The sequence below is a fragment of the Segatella copri genome, from assembly GCF_051861805.1.
Taxonomy (GTDB): domain Bacteria; phylum Bacteroidota; class Bacteroidia; order Bacteroidales; family Bacteroidaceae; genus Prevotella; species Prevotella copri_M.
Map to the genome: position 1 here is coordinate 1,011,080 of NZ_CP146520.1, position 23,430 is coordinate 1,034,509.

Below are 23,430 nucleotides of genomic sequence, written 5' to 3' on the forward strand. Positions count from 1 at the left end.
TAAGAAAAAATGAAAAGAACATTTCAGCCTCACAATCGTCGTCGCGTGAACAAGCATGGTTTCCGTGAGCGTATGGCAACAAAGAATGGTCGTCGCGTATTGGCTTCTCGCCGTGCTCATGGCCGTAAGAAGTTAACAGTATCTGACGAGCACCACGGAAAGTAATTTCCGGTAGGAAAATTCGTCGGTGGACGATGACATTAAAAGCAGCAAAGAGAGATTCTTTGCTGCTTTTTGTCTTTTTATGCCTTTTTATGAGGTAATGAAACGCAAAAACTTGGCGTTTTATTTTGTATTGTCTTCGATTATTCCTATCTTTGCACCAAAAATTAAAGTATGACTTCATCTGAGTTTATAAATAAGTTTAAGAGTAAGTATCTTTGGGGAAATCTCGGCGCCATGGTTCTGGTGCTCGTGTTGCTCTGTGTTGGTGTCAAGTTTGGCATCGATATCTATACCCATCATGGTGAGGCCATCCGTGTGCCTGACATCAGATACAAGAATATTGATGATGCCACCCACATCCTCGATGATGCGGGGCTGGAAATCGTGGTTACGGATACGGGATACGTGAGATCCTTGCCTGCCGACTGCATCCTGGAGCAAAGTCCGGCTTTCGGAGAACTGGTGAAATCGGGACATATCATCTATGTCACCATCAATTCCGACCATTCGCCTCGTATCACTATTCCGGATGTCATCGACAACAGCTCCTTGAGAGAGGCGATGGCTAAGCTCACGGCTATGGGATTCAAACTGGGGCCTCCGCAATATATTCCTGGCGAAGAAGACTGGGTGTATGGCATCCTGGTAAAGGGTAGGCATGTGGTAGCTGGCGACAAGGTTTCCATCGACGACATGCTCATCATACAGGTAGGTAATGGACAGCGTGATGCCTCCGACTCCATCGATGAGATTGATCCGGTATATCACGGCGAAGATGACGTAATGGAAGGCGAGGGGGATGAAACCACGGGTGATGTGGACAACTTTGAGGTGGTTCCTGGTACGGAACCTACTGAACCTGCTCCTTCGCATGAACACCAGCCGAACGAAGTGGTGGAGTGAGCTAATGAATAATTGATAATTAATAATTGATAGTTAAGAGTGGAAATTCTGAATTATATATATTATAGTAATAAGGTATATGCTCCTGTAGAGGATGACTTCGGTTTTGATGATGCAGGAGATATGGAGGAACTTGATGACGAAATCCAGATGGATGAAGGCGGAGCTGCACAGGCTGGCAATGGAGGCGACGACCTCTATGAGCATTGGAAAGTGCAGGTAGATGCCAACCAGGATCCGGTTCGTATAGACAAGTATCTGGCGGACAAGATGGCTTATCAGAGCCGCAACCGCATTCAGCAGGCTGCCGATGCCGGATTTATCCACGTGAACGGCAAACCTGTGAAGAGTAACTATAAGGTGCGCCCTAACGACCTGGTTACCTTGATGCTCGACCGTCCTCGTCATGAGACAAGTATCAAGCCTGAGGAAATCGACATCAATGTGGTGTATGAAGACGACCAGCTCATGGTCATCAACAAGGAGGCAGGTATGGTGGTGCATCCGGGTGCTGGAAACTTCCATGGTACCTTGATTCAGGCTGTGGCGTGGCATCTGAGAGATATGCCTGAGTTTGATGCCAACGACCCAGAGGTGGGTTTGGTTCATCGCATAGACAAGGATACCAGCGGCTTGCTCGTGGTGGCAAAGACTCCTACGGCAAAGACGGCTTTGGGAAAGCAGTTCTTCAACAAGACTACCCATCGCAGCTACAATGCCCTGGTTTGGGGAAACATCGTGGAAGATGAGGGACGCATCGAGGGCAACATCGGTCGTGACCCTAAGAATCGTCTCCGCATGAAGGTGTTCGACCCGGATAGCGGCATCGGCAAGAGTGCGGTGACCCATTATAAGGTGTTGGAGCGATTCGGTTACACCACTTTGGTGCAGTGCATCCTGGAAACAGGACGTACCCATCAGATTCGTGCCCACATGAAGCAGATAGGTCATCCGCTCTTCATGGACGAGACCTATGGTGGAGCCGAAATCCTGAGAGGTCAGCGAAGCAGCAGTTACAAGGCGTTTATCCAGAACTGCTTCAAGCTCTGTCCACGTCAGGCACTTCATGCCAAGACACTCGGCTTTGTTCATCCAACAACCAAGGAGCAGATGGACTTCGACAGCGAGTGGCCTGAAGATTTCAGTAAGTTAATAGAAAAGTGGCGCGGCTTCATTGCAGGCACCACACAAGATACATTCAAAAATATTTAGTGATTATGGAAAATAGCAAGAGAACGATAGCCATCGTATGTGGTGGTGATTCTTCTGAGCACGACGTATCATTGCGCTCAGGTCAGGGTTTGTATTCTTTCTTCGACAAGGAGCGTTATGATATCTATCTCGTCGACGTGAAGGGCACTGATTGGCACGTGGCCTTGGATAATGGTGAGACTATTGAGATTGACAAGAACGACTTCTCGTTTGTAAAAGACGGCAAGCATGTTTACTTTGATTATGCTTATATCACCATCCACGGACAGCCTGGTGAAAACGGCGTGATGCAGGGCTACTTCGACCTCATCCATCTGCCATATTCTACCAGCGGCGTGCTGGTAGAGGCACTGACCTTTGATAAGTATGTGCTCAACAACTATCTCCGTGGCTTTGGAATCAACGTGGCTGACAGTATCTTGCTTCGTCGTGGTGAGGAGTATGATGAGGATGCCATTGCCGAGCGCATCGGTATGCCTTGTTTCGTGAAGCCAGCAGCCGACGGCAGCAGCTTCGGTGTGAGCAAGGTGAAGAATGCCGACCAGTTGGCTCCAGCCCTCCGTGTGGCTTTCATGGAGAGCAACGAGGTAATGATTGAAGGCTTCCTTGATGGAGTCGAGATTTCTCAGGGTATCTACAAGACAGCCGAGAAGACAGTAGTGTTGCCAGCTACCGAGGTAGTAACCAGCAACGAGTTCTTCGACTATGATGCCAAGTACAATGGTCAGGTACAGGAAATCACTCCAGCCCGTCTCTCTCCAGAGACAGCAGAAGAGGTGGCAAAGACCACATCCCGCATCTACGACATTCTCCATGCCAACGGTATCATCCGCATCGACTACATCATCTCTAAGGATAAGGACGGTAAGGACAAGGTGAATATGCTGGAGATTAATACCACTCCGGGTATGACCGTTACTAGTTTCATTCCTCAGCAGGTGCGTGCTGCAGGTCTTGACATCAAGGACGTGCTCAGCGACATCGTGGAGAATCAGTTCTAATAATTAATGAGGAGTTAAGTAGTTAAAGAAGTTAAGGAGTTAAGACAACGGTAGAATTTAATGGTATGTAAATATATCGTTTTAGAACATTTGTCTTAACTCCTATAACTCCTTAACTCCCGAAAACCATAAAGTTATGAAGATCCCTCAAGAATTTGATACCATTCGACCTTGGGAGCCAGAAGACCTTCCTGAGGTGTTCGACCGTTTGCTTTCAAACGATCAGTTTAAGCAGGTACTTGCTTATCTTTATCCACAAGTTCCTTTCGAGATGATTGCCCAGAAGTTGAAGGCTTGCAAGACCAACCTCGACTTTCAGTTGGCTTTAGCCTACGATTTTGTCCATGGCATCCTGAAGAAGGCAGCAACGGGTTGTGAGATGGATTGCACAGCCATCGATAATACCCGCAACTATTCCTTCATCAGTAACCATCGTGATATCGTGCTCGATTCAGCTATCCTCGATGTAATGCTTATCGATAATGGCTTCAAGACCACCTGCGAGATTGCCATCGGTGACAACCTTCTGTCACTTCCTTGGGTCAAGGACCTGGTACGTGTCAACAAGGCGTTTATCGTGGAGCGTGCCTTGAGTATGCGCCAGATGCTCGTGTCGAGCAAGCGTCTTTCCGATTACATGCATTTCGCCATCAAGGAGAAGAATGAGAATATCTGGATTGCCCAGCGAGAGGGTAGAGCCAAGGATAGCAACGACCGCACCCAGAAGAGTATTCTGCAGATGATGTCGATGGGTGGAGAAGGCAGTATCATCGAACGCTTGAAGCAGCTGCATCTTGTACCTCTGTCTATCAGTTATGAGTACGACCCATGCGATTTTCTGAAGGCAAAGGAGTTCCAGCAGAAGCGCGATAACGCCGACTGGAAGAAGGGCCCTATGGATGATTTGGTAAGCATGCAGACCGGTATCTTCGGCTATAAGGGTCATGTGCATTATCATGCAGCTCCATGTCTTGATAAGTATCTCGATTCTCTGGATCCTGATACACCTAAGCAGGAACTGTATAATAAGGTGGCAGCCTATATAGATGAGCAGATATTCAAGAACTACCGCCTCTATCCGGGCAACTATGTAGCCCTGGATCTTCTGGAGGGTTCTGATGCGCATCAGGCAGAATATACTGCAGAAGAAAAAGCTAATTTTGAAAGATATATGGAGGGGCAGCTTGCTAAAATTGACCTTCCTGGTAAGGATGAAGCATATTTGAAGGAGCGATTCTTAACCATGTATGCCAATCCGGCACGCAATTATTTGGCTGTAAATAAATAAAGTATGGATAAACAAAAAAGTCCGAGCCTTCATAGGCCCGGACTTTTTTTGTTTATCTGAATTGTTCTGCTTCCTGTTTCAGTGCCTGTTCGATGCCAATGGTATTGAAAGGTACAGGACCTCGGCTCAATTCCGGGATGTTGAAACTCTTCAGGCAGTCGTCGTAAAAGGTCGGCTCCTTTTGTGGGAGTACAAATGGCTTGTGGGCCTTGCCTTGCCGGTCGATATAGCAGAAGTAAGGTTTGCCGTAGATGCCATCATCCCGTTTGCTGATGAAGACAAACCATCTACCGGTATGTGACCAGCAGTGATAGGTGTCGCTCTTCTTGCTGTTCACAATGTTGAGGCTGTCGGTCTTGCCTGTCTGTAAATCCAGCATATAGAGGTCTGACTCTGTGTGCCAGGCTGGGAAGGTACCGTAATCCAGGACCGTGAAGAGACAGAATCTGCCGTCAGGGCTGAGCTTAGGATGACATACGGAACGGGATGAGTAGAGGGTGTCTATTCTTTCTCCAAATCTGCCATTTCCCTCATTGAAGGGAATGCGCACCAAGGCATATTTCAGATTTTTCAGATTCTTGTCGGACAGTTCCTTCTTGTTGGCAGCACAGTAGTAGATGTATTTGCCGTTGGGCGAAAAGGTGGGAAAAGTCTCCAGACGGCTACTGTCGCTTGCCAGTGGTGATGAGATGATGTGGTTGTCGTTGAGGTCGGCCACATATATGCTGCTTGCCGTATCATATACTTCCAGTCGCTTGTCGGTATTGATATTGAAATCTCTCACCATTGTATTGGTTGAATAGGTGAGATATCTGCCCGAAGGATTGAAACTGTAATATATTCCAGGTGAAGCCATGCCCTTGCCTTGCAGGTTGAGTTTTCTCAGTTTACCGTTGCGGTTGAGTATGGTACCTCCATTTTCTCCTCTTAGATAGATGATGCTGAGATTCGCGTCCTGGTTGCCATACGCATACGTGTTCATCTTGAGATTTTTAATCAAGGTGTAATCGGCGATTATCTTTTCATCCCAGTTCTCTATACAGCGTTGTTTTGTTTTGGTCTTACTCCATACATCATAGGTTGGTTCTATGAGCTGATAGGTAAGATACGAGTCGATGCTGTCGCTCACCACTTGCCAGGTAAAAGGTCTGAAGGCTGTCCATTTTCCTTCATCGCTCTTGGAATATATCTGCACCTTGATGTTCTTGCCAGCTGCCTTCGCCAGGAAATATTTCCACTCTTTTAAGTCGAACTTCAGATTTTGGCTATTGCTGGTAGCCGTCAGGGTATTATCTGCATCATCCTCATCTGCTCCTTCTATGGTGAGTATGGTCTCTATGTTGCAGAGATGCTTGTTTCGAATCTCGAAGTTGAGCGGTGCGATGTTCACGGGAATGGTAACATCGGCATAGTCGGGATACATATTGGGCAGATGGTTCACCTGCTCCGCATTCTCGTGAGTTTGGGCGCATGAGGCGAACAGAAGAAGTCCTGCCAGGGTGCTATTTAGAATGTTCTTGTGTTTCATCTTACTTGCTTTATAAACTGGTTGTTGTTGTCTTACTGCTCAAGTCTGATGTTCTTGCGCTTGTCGAGATACGTCTGCAGTATGGCTTTCTCTTCTGCACTGGCGTTTTTGCCGAGAGAAGCGAAAATGCGGTCGGCCCATCTTTTCCAGACGAATGTCTTTTGAAGAATACGAAGATATTTGCGGGTGGCGGCATAATTTCCTCTCACCAGATTGATTTCTGCAAGTCGCTTCACCATGCGGATGTTGCGGCAGTTGGGGGAATATATGTTTCCCAGCATGGCTGCCCGTTCGCAGAAGGTCATATCGTCTAGAACCCAGTATAGTTCATTCAGTGCATGGATGGTGAGCAGGGAAGGGTTGGTTTCCAATGTCTCAAAGGTACCGATGTCTTTGTTGGGGTACTTATTTAAGGAAGCAGGCTGACTGCGAAATTGTGCCATAATGAGGTCATGGTAAAACTTCATGTACTGGTTCGGGTTCTTATCCTTTTCAACCATGTTGATTACCCGGTTGTAGTTGCCAAAGTAGTATTCACAATCCACAGCGAGTGTCCTTTCTTGGTCTAATTGTGGTTTTACCAATTTGCCTATACCCGGATACGTATAGATGGTTTGGAAATCACAGAAGTAAAGGCGTTTGCAGAGCATGAGCAGGAAGAAGGTAATCACCAGGGCGGTCAGGCAATAGTAGGTGCCTGCTTTCATGATGTTCATGAGGTTGCCTATGAAGACCAGTGCGCCGTAAATCCATACGCCGTATCCGAAGAACCAATGACATACGAAAATTGATATGGTGATACTGAATGTTGAGATCCAGATCGGAAGTCCCATGCGATGCAATGTAGGATTATTTTCGTCCATCTTTTCTATCTTGTTGATCAACTTTCTGGTGCTGACAAGTATTGTGGTGCTGATACAGAATACGCTGGCACCACCGGCTATTGCCAGAATGCTGCTCAGGCGGTAGTCGTAGTCAAAGCTGAAGCATACCAGCAGCGTCATCACGACGAATGCCGCAAGGTTGGGTAGCCATGTACCCTTGATATCTGCCTTTCTTACCGCACATTTGATGTTATGCCCGGCGAGAAGGATGCAGAGAGTAAGAATGGTTGCCCCCATAAAGCGATAGAGATAGAACTGTGTGAGAAAATCACCAGCCATACATGCCAGCCAACCTGGTTTTTCCAGATAGGTGGTAAGATAATCCCATGATGCCAGGAACAGCTGGTTCTGCTCCTGGTAATACAGATGATAGGGATAGCAGAATTGGAAGAAAGCAAAACATGCTATTGCCCCAAGCATATATATGATGAATATGCAAAAGCTTTTTAGATTACTACTCATAATTTGATAAGTTTGGTTATTGCAAAGGTAGAAAAAAAATATAAGATTAGATAATAAAAATGCAGAAATTTGCTTGTTGGGGGCAAATTTCTGCATTTTTATTATCTTTCTGCGATACATTCCATCTCAATCAGCCATCCTGGTCTGCAGACTTTGGCTTCTACGATGATGCGGGGTATCTGCGGATAAAACTGTTGCATCATTCTATCTACCGTATGATAGTCGGAAATATCTCGCAGGTAGATGATGAAATATTGGATATCGTTCATGGTGGCATCGCCATCTTTCAGTAAGGCTCCTACGTTCTCCAGCAGTCTGCCGGTCTGTCTCACAATATCTTCTTCATAAACTACGTTTCCCAGTTTGTCGATGCTCGCCGTGCCTGAGATGAAGTATTGCTGCTTGAAATGCTGGCTTCCATCAGAATTGCTGCAATGCGTTGGCAGCGTAACCCGGGTTCCCCTTTCGAAGGCTACGCCATATTCATGGGTAGGGTTCAGATGTTCCAGTGCCTGGAGATACTTCTTGTCTTCTTCCTTGATGCCGGGGAAGGTGAGGAAATCGATGGCTACTGCTGCATGGCGAACGGGAGTGGCTCCTCCGATGCCGGTGCTGGCGATGTAGTGGGTGTCGGCAGTTAATCCTTCCTTGTCGAAAATGTCGTTGCGTGCTTCCACTACGCCCTGGTAATTCACGTCGATGTTGGTAACGTATATCCAGGTACGCACAAGATTGCGTTCCATCGTCATATCCGTATCTGCAATGATTTGCAGATATTTGTTGAAAAGAAGGTTGGTCTGCTCGTATGAATCCTTCCCCTTTGCTTCTTCCTCCGTCAGGCGAAGACTATGGAATAGGAGTGGTGTCTCATCGTCCGTGGTCTTGACCAGAAGTGAAATCTTGCTGCCGCAGAGGGGTGTTTGCTCTACGATGGTGAGGTGTATATCTTTCAGATACTCTTGATAGAGAAGAGAGTCCTGGAAATCCTGAATCTGATTTTGGGAGTCGCTGAGAAATACCTTGCAATATTGCAAAGTGCGATGCTCCTGTTTCTCAATATCGAGATAATTACCTAGTTTTAGATACAGAAAGTTGAGGCGGTCATTGAATGTCCCCATCACTTCTGGTGTAATAATGCTGTATTTATCCATCTTGTTTTTGTCTTTTCTTCTGAATATCTTCTACAATTTTTCTGCAAAGTTACGGATAATTCATGAGAAAAGAAAAAAACAAGATGGACTTTTGATGAAAATACCTACTTATGGTGATGGGTATTCCTGCTATCTGTAAAATATTAAAGCGATTCGAGCATGCGCTTGATTACAACTTCGGCTGAAATCTCACGGTTGGCTGCCTCTGGAATTACCAGACTGTTCTTGCTCTCGATGACATCATCGGTAACAATCAGACCGCGGCGAACAGGCAGGCAGTGCATGAAGCAACCATCATTGGTCCAGCTCATGTGCTCCTCGTCGATGGTCCAGCTCATATCCTTGCTCAATATCTCACCATACTGTGCTGGATTTTTCACGCCCGGGCAGCTCCAGTTCTTGGCATAAACGAAGTCTGCACCTTCCAGTGCCTTCTTCTGGTCGTACTCCACTTTGGCGTTGCCTACGAACTTTGGATCAAGCTCGTAGCCCTCAGGGTGAGTAACCACGAAATCAACATCGGCTGCATTCATCCACTGGGCGAATGAGTTTGGCACAGCCTGAGGCAGGGCACGGCAGTGAGGAGCCCAGGTCAAAACTACCTTAGGACGAGCCACCTTCTTATGCTCCTCAATGGTGATGAGGTCGGCGAATGCTTGGAGTGGGTGAACGGTGGCTGTCTCCATGGCGAAGACTGGGCGGCCGCTGTACTTCACAAACTGGTTTACGATGGTCTCGGCGTAATCGTAGTCACGGTCTTTCAAACCGGCAAAGCTGCGCACGCCAATCAAATCGCAGAAGCTACCCATTACTGGGATAGCTTCCAGCAGATGTTCGCTCTTGTCGCCATCCATGATAACGCCACGCTCTGTCTCCAGTTTCCATGCACCGGCGTTCACGTCGAGCACGATCACATTCATGCCTAGGTTCATCGCAGCCTTCTGTGTACTCAGTCGGGTACGGAGACTGTTATTGAAGAATATCATCAGCAAGGTTTTGTTCTTGCCCAACTCCTGATAACCGAAACGGTTAGCTTTCACTTCCTGTGCCTCGGCGAGCGCTGCTTTCAAGTCGCCAAGGTCTTCAACATTAAAGAATGTCTTCATTGTTATTTCGTTTTTTGTTTGTTATTTCTAATATAAAGCTATTGAATTCTTCACTCTTCACTTTTCGTTCTTCACTTCCTTGTCTGTCCATTTCCTGTAATCAACCACTTGTAGGTGGTAATCTCTTCTAGCGCCATAGGTCCGCGGGCTCCAAGCTTCTGTGTACTGATGCCAATTTCTGCGCCCAATCCGAACTGTGCGCCATCGGTAAAGCTGGTAGGAGCGTTTACATAAACGCAGGCTGCATCTACCAATGCCTGGAACTTCTTCTGGGTTGCTTCGTTATTGGAAACGATGCTCTCGCTGTGTCCGCTTCCGTAGGTGGCGATATGCTCGAGTGCCTCATCTTCCGAAGCCACGGTCTTGATACCCATCTGCATGCTGAGCCATTCGGTGTTCCAGATGCTCTTCATGTTAGCATCAGTTTTCTTCATCTTCGCTTCGCTTTCCTCAGCCTTATATAATAAGGTGTCAGGATAGTGCCCCTTTAATGCCTCGTAGGCCTTGGCATCTGCATGAATCTTGGTCTGCTTCTCGGCGAGCCCCTCGCAGAGGGCAGGGAGGTCGTTTAATCTGCTTTCATGAATCAGCAGGCAGTCGAGTGCATTGCATACGCTCACTCTTCGGCACTTGGCATTTGTGATGATGCGCTCGCCCATCTCCAGGTCGCCATCTTTATCGAAGTAGCAGTGTACCACGCCAGCTCCAGTCTCGATAACCGGCACTTTGGCAGTATCACGAACGAAGTTGATAAGCTTCTTTCCACCTCGAGGAATGCAGAGATCGATATAGCCCACGGCATTCAGCATTTCGCCTGTAGCCTCATGGGTAGCTGGTAGAAGCGTACATACGTTTGGATTCACGCCATACTTTATCAACACCCTGTGGATAAGTTCGACACCCGCTGAGTTAGAGGCGTTAGCATCCTTTCCACCTTTCAGTACGCATGCATTTCCACTCTTGAAACAGAGAGAAAAAACATCGTAGGTAACATTAGGACGGGCCTCGTAAATCATACCGATAACTCCGAATGGAACGGCTACTCGCTGCAGGTGCAATCCGTTGTCGAGTGTCTTGTCTTTGAGAACTCTTCCGAGCGGTGAGGGCAGGGTACTTACGTGTCTCATATCCGAAGCAATATCCTGAAGTCGCTGCTCGGTGAGTTGCAATCGGTCGTAGAGCGGGTTAGTCTTATCCATCTTCGCCAAGTCTTCTGCGTTTGCCTGGAGGAGCGCAGGAGTCTCGGCGATGATAGCGTCAGCCACCGCCTGCAGGATTTCATTACGTTGTTCATCGCTGAGCAAGCCCAGGGTCTTGCTGGCAGCCTTCACTTTTTGGAAAGTCTCTTTTAGTTCCATTTACAATTTCCTTTCTTATTTAATGATAAGATGTTATTTCGTTGCAAAGGTAAGTATAATTATTGGAAATCGCAAACTTTATGCAAGAAAAAGTGATGATTTTACATAAAAATGTATAGTTATACGGAAAATGAGATTAAAAAAGGTCAGACAGCGTCTGACCTTTTTGTAATGGTGTCTTTTAATAATTTTGATACTGCCAGAAGAATTACTCTTTATCGTTTTCTTCAGGATGAGCCATCAGATATAGTTCTTTTTGTCGTTCGATTTCTCTTCTCAAGTCTTCCTTGTCTGGCAGGTAAAGCTTGTATTTTGCAGCGAACATCTGGTCGTTTTTTGCGAGGGTAGAGTATCGTGCTACATCCGAATCGGTCTCGGTGCAAAGGATGATGCCGATGGTAGGGTTGTCGTCTGGTCCTTTTTTCATCTTGTCGTACATCTGGAGATACATATCCATTTGTCCTACATCCTGGTAGGTGATGCGATTTACCTTCAAATCGACCAAGATAAAGGATTTAATGAGGTAATTGTAAAACACCAAATCGATGTAGTAGTCGTTCTCCTCGGTTCGGATATGTTGCTGGCGAGCCACAAGCGCATATCCCTTTCCCATTTCCATCAAGAATTTCTCTAGGTTGTTGATGATGGCAGTCTCCAGTTTTGATTCAGCGAGGGATGTGTCTTCTGGCAATCCAAGGAATTCCAAGACAACTGGTGATTTGATGTATTCGAGTTTGTCTTGCTGATAAGCCTTTGTCTTGTCTTGCATCTCGTTAACGACTGGCTGCTTCTTCTTTGACATAAGAAGACGTTCATAATATAAGGTGTTGATGTTGCGGTTCAAGGTTCTGAAACTCCAACCTTGCTCGAATGCCTCCTTTGCATACCATTCACGAGCCTTTTTGTCTTCTACTCGTATAAGTCGCTCGTAATGAGACCAAGGAAGTAAATGTAATACTTGCTTTCTGAATTCCTCAGACACTGTCTGATGAATTTCTAATTCTTTGAATAATAGGAAGAACTTCTTGAAATTTATGAGGTTTGTCTCAGAGAACCCTTTCCCAAATTCCTCTGTAAGTGCAGCGGATGCCACCTCAATAATATGCTTTCCATACTCAGCCCTTGCTTCTCCGTTCTGCTCCTCTTCCACAATACGTTTCCCTATTCTCCAGTTTCTTTCCACCAGAGAATAATTGACGGCAGCGAAAGCTTTGCTCCTTGCTTTGCTGACTATTGTCTTCAAATCATTTACGAGAAACTTCTCTTCTCCTTTATATGAGTGCTCCATCTGCTTCATAATTATGCCTTGTTTTATGTATGATGAGTGCAAAGATACGCTTTTTTATTGGTAAAGTGCAAAAATATGGTTAAAAAGTTTGTGGAAACCAAAACTTTTACTATCTTTGCATCGTCAAGCCCTTGCTGAAAGCCCTCGTGGGTGGGATGCTTAGGGAGACACATATACATAAAAGGCGTAACTGTACGCTTTGGTTTTGACTGTGTGGAATTCTCGCAAAGTTCAACGATAAGTCAAGAACAAAGCAACGGGAACGCCCCTTGGGTGTATTGTATACATTCCTTTCAAGATGCAGTATCCATTTCTATGGATGGATTGTATCTTGTGGGATGATTATATATACATTTACGTGGGGCTTTCAGCGTTGCTCGTTTCGACTTATCGGGCAATGCGAGAAGCCTCACACAGTGGAACGAGTGACGGACTGGCTCCACGTTTCTTTTTTGTGTATGGGTGGTTAAACTTTTTAAAAGCACGAGGAGCCACGTGAGGAGGGTAGTTTAAGCATGCCATACAATGGATTCAACTATGAATAGTGTTCTATCATAATTCCGACGTACATGCAATATAGTAGAAAAGGTTAAATATGAATCAAAATCTAGGCGATTCGCTAGTATTTGCAGTTTGGCAAACAGGTGCGTTTTTGGCCTTTTGAAACAAATAATAAATGATAGTGAATTAAATAATAAGTAGTATATGAAAGTAGATGAAGATATATTAAAGAAAGATTTGCTCCAGTTGCTACGTGAAATGGAACTCTTTGATTATTATCGAGGAAGCAAGAAACTTCATTTAAATAGTTTTTCTCTTAAGAGTGCAGAATTTAAGGAAGGACAGTATGCAAATGAATGTAACTTTCACGTCATCGGTGAGTGTAATTATGTAGAACGCCATGATTCTGATTCTGAAGGAATAGTGAGTCTATCACCTGGTGGAATACAGAGATATTCTGTGTATATAAAGACAGAAGGTGATAAAGTGTATCGTGATATGAGATACCGTGTGGATATTATGGGTTGGTAGCATTAGTAGGTGCAATGTGTAATAAATAATTAGTAATATGGTGAAAAGTGTTGAAACAGCAAAACAAGCGTTAGTAGATGAAGTAGAGCATGTTTCTTATACTAACGGAGATCCTTTTGGAAATGCAGGAAGTTACCGAAAGGTTCTTGAATATTTGTATCAGTGTGCAATCAATTCTTTGCCTCCAAGTGAAGTAGTAGAATGGATTTGTAATATCTATATGACTCATCAAACAGATGAGGAATATCGAGTGTTTCACGATAGAATTAATATTTTGGCTACAGCTTTCAATGACTTGAAAAATCTTGGTAAGCTTAAAAATAGTGTGACGATGAACAATATAAAATGATAGAACATGAAAAGATTAATTGTCATATTGGGGTTGGTTCTTATGTCGGTTGCTGTAAAGGCTATTAGTTGGAGTTATTTTTATGATGGCTTATGGTCAGAATGGAGCCCTCGTTATTTTGCAAGGGCATCTGGTAATTGGCACGATTTTGTGATATATAATGCAAATGGCGGTAGTGTTCATAATTATCTATTTCGTATAACTATTGATAATCCTGAAACATTACCAGATAAGAAGCAGAGAAAAGTGATGTTTAAAAACAAGCAATGGCTGGAGTTCACAGGAACAATAGAGTACTATATTTGTGATGATTATCCAACCGCTTACGATATATTTAAAAAGAATTGGCAGTGGATAGAATATAATTATTCTGATACAAGACCTGTAATTAAGGTGAAGAAAATAGTAACGATAAAAATTTCTCCCACTAAAGGTGATAAGATTGGAACATATAATCTTTGGTGGGAAAATGTAGGTTTTGGTTTTAGTTTTGATTAGTATCGGACATGAAAAAGGAAAATATGAATAGAAGAGCATTTCTTAAAAACGCAACAAAACGAGTGTTGCCAATTTTAGGTTGCTTGATTCTGCCTTCATCTGTGGTTTGGGGTAGTGATGAAGAACAATTAGCACCGCAGACTTGTAATGGCTCATGTTATGGATTATGTACTACATCTTGTACAAATGGTTGTAAGTCTGGCTGTAAAGGGTGTCAAGGTGGTTGTCAGACAACATGTACAACCTCTTGTGGAAGTGGTTGCGGACAGGGATGCGCAAGTACATGTCAGTCAGATTGTGGAATTATGTGTTCACAGACTTGTCAACAGAGTTGCAGCAACGAATGTATATATAATTGTGGCAATAACTGCTTATCAACTTGTACAGGAGGTTGCGGCCGTGGTTGTAGCGGTAATTGCCGTGGTGACTGTACAGGAACTTGCCGTGGAAGCTGTGGATTAGGATGCTCTAATGGTTGTTCTGGCGGTGTTGTATTTGTTAGTTATTAATAGTAAATGGAAAAGATCAGAACAAGTCGCAGTGAATGGCAATCAGGCATCGCCAAGAATATCACCTTCATCGTCACCAAGGATTGTCAATTGGCTTGTAAATACTGCTACCTCGTGGGAAAGAACACGAAAGAGAGAATGTCCTGGGAGGTTGCTAAGCAAGCCATTGACTATGTGCTTGACCATGAGGACGAGATGAAGGAGGAGAGCGTGATATGGGACTTTATAGGCGGCGAACCCTTTCTGGAGATAGACCTTATCGACAAGATATGCGACTATCTCAAGGTGGAGATGTTCCGCAGAAACCATCATTGGTTCAACTCCTATCGCTTCTCATTCTCTACAAATGGCATCAATTACGGAACAGAGAAAGTACAGCGATTTATCCAAAAGAACCGACAACATCTCTCCATCGGAATCACTATCGATGGTACCAAGCAGAAACATGATCTCAATCGTATTTGGAAGACTCGGGATATGGAGAAAGGCATCATGCCCAGGCCTGAGGAAGAACGAGGGTCTTATGAGGATGTGGTAAAGAATATCCCTTTGTGGCTAGAACAGTTTCCTAATGCGAGTACCAAGGTGACTATCAGCAGTGCTGACATTCCTTATATCAAGGATAGTGTGTTGCATCTCTATTCGTTGGGTATTCATGAGGTGAATATCAACTGTGTATTTGAGAATGTATGGGAAGAAGGGGATGACAAACTCTTCGAGGAACAACTCATGCTGTTGGCGGATGCGATAATCGATGGCGGCTATTACGAAGACTATGCCTGCTCGTTCTTTACTGAGCACATGGGCAAGCCGATGGACTGCCACTTACAAAATCAGAACTGGTGTGGAGCTGGTAAGATGCTCGCAGTGGATGCGGAGGGTAACTTTTATCCCTGCACCCGATTTGCCCAGTATTCTCTACGTAGCAAGAAAGCATGGATTATCGGTAATATTCATGATGGCATTGACCAGAATAAACTCCGACCGTTCTTGACCTTAGACCGTTGTACGCAGTCCACACAAGAGTGCATCGATTGTGAAGTGGCTGAAGGCTGTGCCTGGTGTCAGGGAGAGAATTATGATGCCGCCGATACACCGACCATCTACCAGCGTGCCACAGCCATCTGCAAGATGCACAAGGCAAGGGTACACGCCAACAACTATTATTGGAACAAACTTTATCGTAAAATAGAGAAAGCATGAGACAATACATTGTGATATTATTGGATGATACCTCGGTGTCATTCTGCCTTTATCCGAACAAGGAACAGGAGCGTAGGCTGATGCCTTTGGATACCTTGAAGGCTAGCATTCTCTATGCGATGAAAGAAAACCTCAATGTGCAGTTCGTCTATCCCGATTATCCTCTCCCTGCGGAATATGAGGCGGCGATAGAGTGCATTGACCATGTAAAGATAAAGCCTTTGGTCGTATCTGATGGTGCGGATGTTGTGGTGTTGGATGGTATGGAAGAGGCTGAACTACTCGTAAGAAAAGGCGCGAAGTATGCCACTTCTTATGTATTGAGAATAGACAAAGATTCTTTGTTCACCCAGTCTTCCCTTATTGTGACCATATTAAATAAGGTGGCTCGTTTGAATATTGTTATAACGGACTTAGAACGTTTTTCTAATGCAGACTTTGACGCTTACAAATTATGGCTTCAGGATATCAATAAGTCTGTTGCGAGTCTTTATGTGGATGGTAAATCACCGCAACTCAATTTGCTCACTGACCGTATGATGCTTGATGGGATGAACAACTGTGGGGCAGGGGATACATGCCTCACCTTGGCTCCAGACGGCAACTTCTATGTGTGTCCCGCCTTCTATCTTTCGGAAGATGGATATTCGGTGGGAAGTCTGCACAATGGACTGGATGTAAGGAATCCGCAGCTCTATAGGCTTGATCATGCACCCATCTGTCGCCATTGTGATGCTTACCAGTGCAAGCGTTGCATCTGGTTGAACCGCAAACTGACGTTGGAGGTGAACACCCCGAGCCATGAGCAGTGTGTAGTGGCGCATTTGGAGCGGAATGAGAGTCGTAACTTGATGCAGACTTTGCGCAGGTATGGCGAGTTTCTTCCCGACAAGGAAGAAATCAAGGAAATTTCTTATCTTGATCCTTATGATATGAGGAATGAGTGGAACAATCAATAACTATTAAAGATATAACTGTATATGGCAATAAGAAAAGTAGTAGGTCAAGTGACCATAGAAGAAAGAAACGAGATTCAGCAACTCTTTGAGCGCCGCAATGGTTTGAATGAACTGGCAAAAATCTTGACGGCAGACAACCATGAGCTCTATGAGAAGCTGGTCAAGGATATGGGGGAAACAGGTACAAAATTCCAAAGCTGGTGGGATCGCATGGGCGAGAAATACCAATGGGAGAGCATTGAAGGTGGCAACTGGGAAATCAACTTCGAGACATGTGAAATCTATTTAGTGGGAGGAAGCGTATGATGGCAAACCATTTGTTAATGATAGGAACATCCGAACTGTTGCTTATCGCAGCCTTGGTACTTCTGCTCTTTGGTGGAAAGAAATTGCCAGAGATGATGAAGGGCTTGGGACAAGGTGTGCGCAGCTTCAAGGACGGAATGAGAGAAGTTACAGAACCTGAGGACGATAATGCTGCAAAGCAAACAACTTCATCTGCTGGCAAGCATGATGATGCAAAAAAACAGCCAAAGGATGCCCATCAGGTAGATCCTTCTATAGACGAGAATGATGGAAAAGGAGAATAATCAGAACCCACTGATGACATTCGGAGAGCATCTTGAGGTATTCCGCAAGATGCTTTTCCGTATTTTAGCCGTGGCGATAATCATAGCTATCGTTATATTCTGTGCCAAGGATACGACCTTTTCATTATTACTGGCACCGAGCGGCAGCGACTTTTCTACCTATCAAGTGATAGAATGGTTGGCGAGAGAAATAGGGATAGATTTTCATTTTGAGCCGTACCATGTGCAACTAATCAATACGGAACTGTCGAGCCAGTTTATGACGCATGTCTCTACCTCCTTCTATCTTGCTTTGTTGTTCTCCCTGCCGTATGTAGTGATAGAACTATATCGCTTTATAGCTCCTGCTCTCTATGAGAATGAGCGGCGATATTCCGCATCAGTGGCCATAGCGGTATATCTGCTTTTTATGCTCGGCGTGCTGATGAGCTATTATGTCTTGTTTCCTTTCGCATTGCGTTTTCTGGGGACTTATCAGGTGGCGGCAAGTGTAGTGAACCAGATTAATCTTTCTTCCTATATCTCAACATTTATTACTTTGACGTTGGTGATGGGCTTGGTCTTTCAAATACCAGTGTTGTCGTTCTTTTTGGCCAAATTAGGTATGCTTCAGGCAGGCTTTATGAAGCAATACCGCCGCCATGCTTTTGTAGTGATAGCCATCATTGCCGCCATTATTACTCCTCCTGACCTCTTCACTTGTTGCATGGTCACGCTTCCAATGTATGGACTTTACGAACTGAGTATATTGATTGTTGGACGAGTAAATCAAACGAACTGTAGCGCATAGAAACAATATATGCATAGTCGTACAACACGAGATTTGTTGTCGTACGACTATAGGGTGTGAAGTTGTACAATTATAGGGTGTATGCTTGTACAACTATAGGGTATGATGTTGTACAATTTTAACGTATTGCCACTAGGCTCAGCAGAGGTGCTGACTGCAGTAAGCAGATCTGCTGACTAGCCTCAGCAGGCCTGCCGAGCCTAGTGACAAAGCAGAAGAAGCTATACTCTCTTACCCGGAAAGTTATGCTTTCTTACTCGAAAATCGATTTCTTGTTATTTGGTTTCATATGCCATTACACCTTTTGTGTTACAATTTTATTGTAATAGCAAAGGTACGACTTTTTAGATAACAAACAAGTCGTCCATTGTTACTACCGACTGAACATCTCAGGCATAAGGATTGTTGAAGGCTTCCCTTACCAGGAAAGTCTTTCCCACTCGTCTGCGCCCATATATGGCAACAAACTTCGATTCATCAGCAATCAATGCTTGATGAAGTGTCTTCAGTTCTTCTTTTCTACCTATTAACATGATTCAAATAGTTATGTTTCTGGGGCAAATATACGAAAAAATAGTGAGATAACGTGCGGAATCTATCTTTTTTAGATATATTCCGCACGTTTAAAGTATATCTTTAACGTTTGTTATAATAAAAAGTAAAGAAAAGAGTACGTGGAATAGCCCAAATATGAAGCGATATCTAAGAAATGTGCTTTAAACGTGCGGAATCTATCTTTTTTAAGCACATTCCGCACGTTTAAAGCACATTTTCTCTGTCGCAGAAATACTTAGGACTTTCTCCTGCCATTGCCTACATTTGCAACCGAAATCAAGCCCGAATGACCGCTGGTTTGAAGGTGTGATGTGAACCCTAGGCTCCAATACTTTTGTATATACAGCGTGTTATAAAGGTAAATGAAATGAATATCAGGGTTTTAGATATAGGTTTTTAGTATTAGAAAACTAGTTTTTCGAAACCATGCCTTCACATCACAGCCTTGCCTTCACACAAACTGGGATTTTATCTTAGTCATTGAGATTTCTATCTTAGTCACTGAGATTTCTATCTTAGTCACTGAGAGATTTATCTTAGTCACTGGGAGATTTATCTTAGTCACAGAGAATTCTATTTTAGCCACAGAGAGATTTTTTTAGTTTTTTTTTGCGTATCTTCACGAAAGTTCAGAGTGAGTCGAAAAAAAGCCGTATCTTTGCACCGTCATTCAGAAGGAGATGCCGAATGTATATGGTTGGTTGGGGTGCAGAGTAGTTGCCTCTCTTGCTTAAAGAGTTAAAAATAATAGTTTTTTGCTTTTTCGCTTGCCCGTTTCCATTTCTTTTTGTATTTTTGCTTCTGAAGCAATATTAATATTATAAACTTGATAAAATGATACGACTTATGGACAATATAAAGGCGATATTGGCAGGCTTGTCATTGACGATGGCTGTGGGGATGCCGGCTGTGGCGAGTGATGAACTTACAATGGTAGTAGGTACCTATACCGACCAGAGTACTTCTGACGGAATGTATGTTTATCGTTTCAACCAACGAACGGGGAAATCGCAATTGGTGGGCGATGTGCAGGCTGACAACCCTTCGTTTCTCCTGATGAATCATGATGCAAATCGGGTTTATGCCGTGAGCGAATATGATGATGGGCGACAAGGGCTCGGGGCTTTCATCCTCAATAAGAAGGAGGGAACGATGACTCCGCTTGGGTATCAGAAGTGTGGAACGAAGGCTACTCGACAGGAAAACAATATGCCTGGTGCTGCACCATGCAATGTGATGCTGTATGGCGGATATGTAGTGACATCCAATTATAATGGGGGTGATATTTCCGTATTCCCAATCAAGGAAGATGGAAGTGTGGCGCCAGAATCGCAATATTTCGATATGCATCGAGAGGGGAGTGGCGTGGTTTCGCATATCCATTGCTGCCAGATGACTCCTGATCATCAATATATGCTTGCCAATGATTTGGGGAACGACTGTATCTGGCGCTTCCAGGTAAATGATGGCAGGGAATTCTTATCCAATCCTGTTCTTGCCTATCAGGCACCTAAAGGAACGGGACCACGCCATCTTGTATTCAACTCAAAAGGCAATGTGGTTTATCTGATAGGCGAACTGGATGGCACGGTAACCGTATTGGGATATAACAAGGGTACATTGCAGGAGTTGCAGCGCATACAGGCTTCAAAGACCCGTACGCTTGGAAGTGCTGATATTCATCTGTCTCCTGACGGTCGCTTTCTCTATGCATCCCATCGGTTAACCGATGAGGGCATCTCGGTATTTGCCGTAGATAAGAAATCGGGTCTGCTCACAAAGATAGGCTTCCAACCTACAGCTGCCCATCCTCGCAATTTCGCCATCACGCCTAACGGACAGTTCATGCTTGTGGCGTGCCGTGACAGCCATGTGATTCAGGTTTTCAAAATCGACAGGAAAACAGGAATGATGGTTGATACGAAGCAGGATATAAAGGTTGGAAAACCTGTCTGCGTGCAGTTTGCAAATTAAAAGCGCCCAAAGTACCTAGGTGTCTCCAAGAGCGTAAACCCGCTAGGCATCCTGGCGGACTTGCGTTCTTGAAAAACTAAAAAAGGGTGCTTTATGAACTTATGACACATCCTTTTTCTGCTATTGGTTATTCTGTTCTTTCTCAAGTCGCAATATCTTGTTTATGACAGAGACAAACTTGCTCTTGAAAGTAAGCTTGTATTCCTAAAAAATTTAGACTTTTATGGAATCAATTCCTTAAAAGTTATGCTTTTTATGGAATCAATTCCAAAAAAGTGTTGTTTTTTTTGGATTTTACAACGAAAGTATGTACTTTTGCATCATCTTAACAATGGAATAAAAATATGATTAATAGATATTTAGAGTCAATTATAGCCAGTAGGATGGGACAAGGCAAGGCGATAGTCTTATTTGGAGCACGTCAAGTAGGCAAGACTACTATGCTGAAAAACTTGCTGGCAAGGCGTGACGACGTGCTATGGCTTAATGGCGATGAGCAGGATGTGCGCAACTTGTTTGAGAACGTTTCATCTACAATGCTAAAGACGATAATAGGCAAGAAGTCTGTGGTGGTGATAGATGAAGCTCAACGTATTCCTGATATCGGAATCGGCATTAAGTTGATTACTGACAACATCCCTGATGTACAGGTATTGGCTACGGGTAGCTCTTCCTTTGATTTATCCAATAAAATCAATGAGCCACTGACTGGAAGAAAAATGGAATATTGGATGTATCCTTTATCGTTTGGTGAACTTGTGGAGCATCATGGTTTGTTAGAAGAGAAACGCTTGTTGACTCATCGCTTGATATACGGCAGTTATCCTGACGTCATCAACAATGTAGGCGACGAAAGGATGATTTTGACGGAGTTGGCGAATAGCTATCTGTATAAAGACATATTGATGTTTGATAAAATCAAGAAAAGCGATAAGTTGGTGAAATTGCTTCAAGCTTTAGCATTTCAGATGGGTTCAGAAGTTTCGTACAATGAGTTGGCACAGACATGCGGACTTGACCCAAAGACGGTGGAGAGCTATGTGACACTTTTGGAGCAATCGTATATCATCTTTAGGTTGGGCTCGTTTAGTCGCAACTTGCGAAACGAGTTGAAGTTTGCTCGTAAAATCTATTTCTGGGATTGTGGCATTCGCAATGCTGTGATTGGTAATTATCAGATGTTGGAGAGCCGTTTGGATACTGGTGCATTGTTTGAAAACTATATGGTGGCAGAGCGTTTGAAGAAGTTGCGGTATGAAAAGTCATACGCAAAGAGTTATTTCTGGCGTTCTAAGTTGAAGCAAGAGATAGATTATATAGAGGAGATGGATGGACAGTTGGCTGCGGTGGAGTTCAAATGGAATCCGAATCGAAAAGCTGCCATGCCATTATCGTTTTCTCGCTCTTATCCTGATGTGGATTTTAAGGTAGTGACAAGGGATAATTTTGAAACATTCTTGTTGTAAGGTAGATTTTTCTTGCTGTAAATATAAATAGGTGCTGTCTTAAAGGCAGGTGTTGCCACCATTAGTGTCTTTTATATAACAAACAATGCACCATGTCAAAAAGGTGAAACTTTGTCCAATTTTTTTGTATGGTGCATTGTTATTGGCAAGGAATGCCCGTAATGTTTTGACATTAATCGAAGAAGATAAAGCCATTAGACGATATTCGAAGACGGTTGTAAGGATTGTTTGTGGCAATCTCTTTCAATGAAAAGTTGGGATCGAATACTTGACTTATCTTCAGCAAGTCTTTTATCGTCCTCGACTTTTGCGCCGTGGTTGAGTTGCTTGTGCCAAAATATTCACAGATGTCATTCGATGTCAAGCTTAGTCGGGAGTCCTTGCTGAATATGAAGTTGATGCTGCATATTGTGTAAACAACTGCAGCTGCCCAAATCTCTAATCTTCCAGACTGGAGAGGATTGGTGCGTTTCCTTCCAAGTTTCTGTATCAGTTGGGTGCATAGTGTGGCACATTCCTCGTCCAACTTCTCGTTGCAGAAGTTCACAGCAAGTTCTATTACCTTCGCTTCTCTTTCTTTTAGTTTTTCTTATGCCTATTAATTTTATTCAATAATCTTCACCTCGAATGGCTCGTGCGTCAGTGATGAGATGACACGGAGTATCTTGTACTTGTCTTTGACGGTGACAGGCACGATGAGCCATTTGCGTCGCAAAGCTCTGTGCTATCTCGTTTGTGATTCTATTATTTTTCCATCGGTCTTGGAGCAAACTCTGTATGTAGGGTCTCCATCGGATGCTCTTTGAGGTCGATGAGGATATTGGGCACATTGCCATTGGCGATAATCACCTTGATGCCGGCATTCAGCATTCTTGCTATCAAGCCCGATAATTCATCGTTATCGGTAAACATCAACTCGGTGAGGCAGACGGTATAATTCTCTTCTTCCTAGAGATAGAAGAAGGTATTCTTGAAGAGTCCCGTTTTGCCAATTCTACGAGGAGAGATAAGTGTTACGTTCCTGCCGTTCTTCAGATGAGATAAAAGGGTAGCAGTCTCTACTTCTCGATCGCAGAAATACTCAGGACTTTCATACCCTTGACAGATGAAAGAATTCGCTAATTTCCTGTTGCCTAGTCTCATACGCCATTACATCTTT

General features: G+C 44.1%; 24 protein-coding genes and 2 pseudogenes. 16 read left to right on the forward strand and 10 right to left on the reverse strand.

Annotated elements, in window-relative coordinates; all coding sequences use genetic code 11:
* Window positions 1-9: 9 nt before the first annotated feature.
* The 5 genes from rpmH to V8Z93_RS03835 all read left to right on the forward strand — a co-directional run bounded on the left by rpmH (window position 10) and on the right by V8Z93_RS03835 (window position 4,569).
* Window positions 10-165 (forward strand): 50S ribosomal protein L34, encoded by a 156-nt coding sequence (gene rpmH / locus V8Z93_RS03815; protein WP_004351099.1) that lies wholly within the window; start codon window positions 10-12, stop codon window positions 163-165.
* Window positions 166-336: 171 nt separating this feature from the next.
* Window positions 337-1,068 carry a PASTA domain-containing protein gene (locus tag V8Z93_RS03820; RefSeq protein WP_203050464.1) on the forward strand — a complete coding sequence of 244 codons (732 nt, stop codon included), beginning with the start codon at window positions 337-339 and terminating at the stop codon, window positions 1,066-1,068.
* Between the two features lie 150 nt (window positions 1,069-1,218).
* Entirely contained in the window at window positions 1,219-2,280 is a 1,062-nt protein-coding gene (locus tag V8Z93_RS03825) for an RluA family pseudouridine synthase (protein ID WP_439432818.1), read from the forward strand.
* Between the two features lie 5 nt (window positions 2,281-2,285).
* A complete protein-coding gene (locus tag V8Z93_RS03830) occupies window positions 2,286-3,281 on the forward strand; it encodes a D-alanine--D-alanine ligase (protein ID WP_203050466.1) in 996 nt (331 codons plus the stop codon).
* 136 nt (window positions 3,282-3,417) lie between these two features.
* Window positions 3,418-4,569, forward strand: coding sequence for a 1-acyl-sn-glycerol-3-phosphate acyltransferase (locus V8Z93_RS03835; protein ID WP_439432448.1), 1,152 nt, complete (start codon window positions 3,418-3,420; stop codon window positions 4,567-4,569).
* A gap of 52 nt (window positions 4,570-4,621) precedes the next feature.
* On the opposite strand, the gene V8Z93_RS03840 is transcribed toward V8Z93_RS03835, so the two are convergent.
* From V8Z93_RS03840 to V8Z93_RS03865, 6 genes are all read right to left on the reverse strand, one after another.
* Window positions 4,622-6,097: a hypothetical protein gene (locus V8Z93_RS03840; protein ID WP_439432449.1), complete on the reverse strand. Its 1,476-nt coding sequence runs from the start codon at window positions 6,095-6,097 to the stop codon at window positions 4,622-4,624.
* Window positions 6,098-6,129: 32 nt separating this feature from the next.
* Window positions 6,130-7,401 (reverse strand): DUF6057 family protein, encoded by a 1,272-nt coding sequence (locus tag V8Z93_RS03845; RefSeq protein WP_439432450.1) that lies wholly within the window; start codon window positions 7,399-7,401, stop codon window positions 6,130-6,132.
* Between the two features lie 143 nt (window positions 7,402-7,544).
* Complete coding sequence (locus V8Z93_RS03850; protein ID WP_439432451.1) at window positions 7,545-8,594, reverse strand: Rid family hydrolase; 1,050 nt, start codon at window positions 8,592-8,594, stop codon at window positions 7,545-7,547.
* 143 nt (window positions 8,595-8,737) lie between these two features.
* A complete protein-coding gene (locus V8Z93_RS03855; protein WP_117694653.1) occupies window positions 8,738-9,700 on the reverse strand; it encodes an acetylornithine carbamoyltransferase in 963 nt (320 codons plus the stop codon).
* A gap of 71 nt (window positions 9,701-9,771) precedes the next feature.
* Window positions 9,772-11,058: a glutamate-5-semialdehyde dehydrogenase gene (locus V8Z93_RS03860; RefSeq protein WP_439432452.1), complete on the reverse strand. Its 1,287-nt coding sequence runs from the start codon at window positions 11,056-11,058 to the stop codon at window positions 9,772-9,774.
* A 208-nt stretch (window positions 11,059-11,266) separates the two neighbouring features.
* Entirely contained in the window at window positions 11,267-12,355 is a 1,089-nt protein-coding gene (locus V8Z93_RS03865) for a PDDEXK nuclease domain-containing protein (protein WP_439432453.1), read from the reverse strand.
* A 696-nt stretch (window positions 12,356-13,051) separates the two neighbouring features.
* Here V8Z93_RS03865 and V8Z93_RS03870 point away from each other — a divergent pair.
* The 9 genes from V8Z93_RS03870 to tatC all read left to right on the forward strand — a co-directional run bounded on the left by V8Z93_RS03870 (window position 13,052) and on the right by tatC (window position 18,276).
* The gene (locus V8Z93_RS03870) at window positions 13,052-13,378 is read left to right on the forward strand and encodes a hypothetical protein (protein WP_203040083.1); all 327 of its coding nucleotides are present in this window, start codon (window positions 13,052-13,054) and stop codon (window positions 13,376-13,378) included.
* A gap of 37 nt (window positions 13,379-13,415) precedes the next feature.
* The gene (locus tag V8Z93_RS03875; RefSeq protein WP_203040085.1) at window positions 13,416-13,727 is read left to right on the forward strand and encodes a hypothetical protein; all 312 of its coding nucleotides are present in this window, start codon (window positions 13,416-13,418) and stop codon (window positions 13,725-13,727) included.
* A gap of 6 nt (window positions 13,728-13,733) precedes the next feature.
* Window positions 13,734-14,225, forward strand: a complete 492-nt coding sequence (locus tag V8Z93_RS03880) for a hypothetical protein (protein WP_203040086.1) — start codon at window positions 13,734-13,736, stop codon at window positions 14,223-14,225.
* A 159-nt stretch (window positions 14,226-14,384) separates the two neighbouring features.
* Window positions 14,385-14,687, forward strand: coding sequence for a hypothetical protein (locus V8Z93_RS03885; RefSeq protein WP_439432454.1), 303 nt, complete (start codon window positions 14,385-14,387; stop codon window positions 14,685-14,687).
* A gap of 53 nt (window positions 14,688-14,740) precedes the next feature.
* Entirely contained in the window at window positions 14,741-15,937 is a 1,197-nt protein-coding gene (locus V8Z93_RS03890) for a radical SAM peptide maturase, CXXX-repeat target family (RefSeq protein WP_117662190.1), read from the forward strand.
* A complete protein-coding gene (locus V8Z93_RS03895; protein WP_439432455.1) occupies window positions 15,934-16,896 on the forward strand; it encodes a CXXX repeat peptide maturase in 963 nt (320 codons plus the stop codon). The genes V8Z93_RS03890 and V8Z93_RS03895 overlap by 4 nt, the downstream gene beginning before the upstream one ends.
* Before the next feature lie 27 nt (window positions 16,897-16,923).
* Window positions 16,924-17,202: a CXXX repeat peptide modification system protein gene (locus V8Z93_RS03900; protein WP_118254439.1), complete on the forward strand. Its 279-nt coding sequence runs from the start codon at window positions 16,924-16,926 to the stop codon at window positions 17,200-17,202.
* Window positions 17,199-17,486 carry a Sec-independent protein translocase subunit TatA/TatB gene (locus V8Z93_RS03905; RefSeq protein ID WP_118254399.1) on the forward strand — a complete coding sequence of 96 codons (288 nt, stop codon included), beginning with the start codon at window positions 17,199-17,201 and terminating at the stop codon, window positions 17,484-17,486. Before V8Z93_RS03900 ends, V8Z93_RS03905 begins: the two co-directional genes overlap by 4 nt.
* Window positions 17,467-18,276 (forward strand): twin-arginine translocase subunit TatC, encoded by an 810-nt coding sequence (tatC, locus tag V8Z93_RS03910; RefSeq protein WP_439432456.1) that lies wholly within the window; start codon window positions 17,467-17,469, stop codon window positions 18,274-18,276. Before V8Z93_RS03905 ends, tatC begins: the two co-directional genes overlap by 20 nt.
* A gap of 389 nt (window positions 18,277-18,665) precedes the next feature.
* On the opposite strand, the gene V8Z93_RS03915 is transcribed toward tatC, so the two are convergent.
* The gene (locus tag V8Z93_RS03915) at window positions 18,666-18,809 is read right to left on the reverse strand and encodes a hypothetical protein (RefSeq protein WP_439432457.1); all 144 of its coding nucleotides are present in this window, start codon (window positions 18,807-18,809) and stop codon (window positions 18,666-18,668) included.
* Between the two features lie 868 nt (window positions 18,810-19,677).
* Between V8Z93_RS03915 and V8Z93_RS03920 the strand changes: the two genes are divergently transcribed.
* Window positions 19,678-20,805, forward strand: coding sequence for a lactonase family protein (locus tag V8Z93_RS03920; protein ID WP_439432458.1), 1,128 nt, complete (start codon window positions 19,678-19,680; stop codon window positions 20,803-20,805).
* Window positions 20,806-21,149: 344 nt separating this feature from the next.
* The gene (locus V8Z93_RS03925) at window positions 21,150-22,271 is read left to right on the forward strand and encodes an ATP-binding protein (protein WP_439432459.1); all 1,122 of its coding nucleotides are present in this window, start codon (window positions 21,150-21,152) and stop codon (window positions 22,269-22,271) included.
* Between the two features lie 172 nt (window positions 22,272-22,443).
* On the opposite strand, the gene V8Z93_RS03930 is transcribed toward V8Z93_RS03925, so the two are convergent.
* The 3 genes and pseudogenes from V8Z93_RS03930 to V8Z93_RS03940 form a co-directional block, all read right to left on the reverse strand.
* Complete coding sequence (locus tag V8Z93_RS03930) at window positions 22,444-22,830, reverse strand: DUF6398 domain-containing protein (RefSeq protein WP_299333600.1); 387 nt, start codon at window positions 22,828-22,830, stop codon at window positions 22,444-22,446.
* A 203-nt stretch (window positions 22,831-23,033) separates the two neighbouring features.
* Window positions 23,034-23,213, reverse strand: a pseudogene (locus V8Z93_RS03935) (glutamate 5-kinase); the annotation flags it as partial.
* Window positions 23,214-23,222: 9 nt separating this feature from the next.
* Window positions 23,223-23,414 (reverse strand): annotated as a pseudogene (locus V8Z93_RS03940) (AAA family ATPase); the annotation flags it as partial.
* Window positions 23,415-23,430 lie beyond the last annotated feature (16 nt).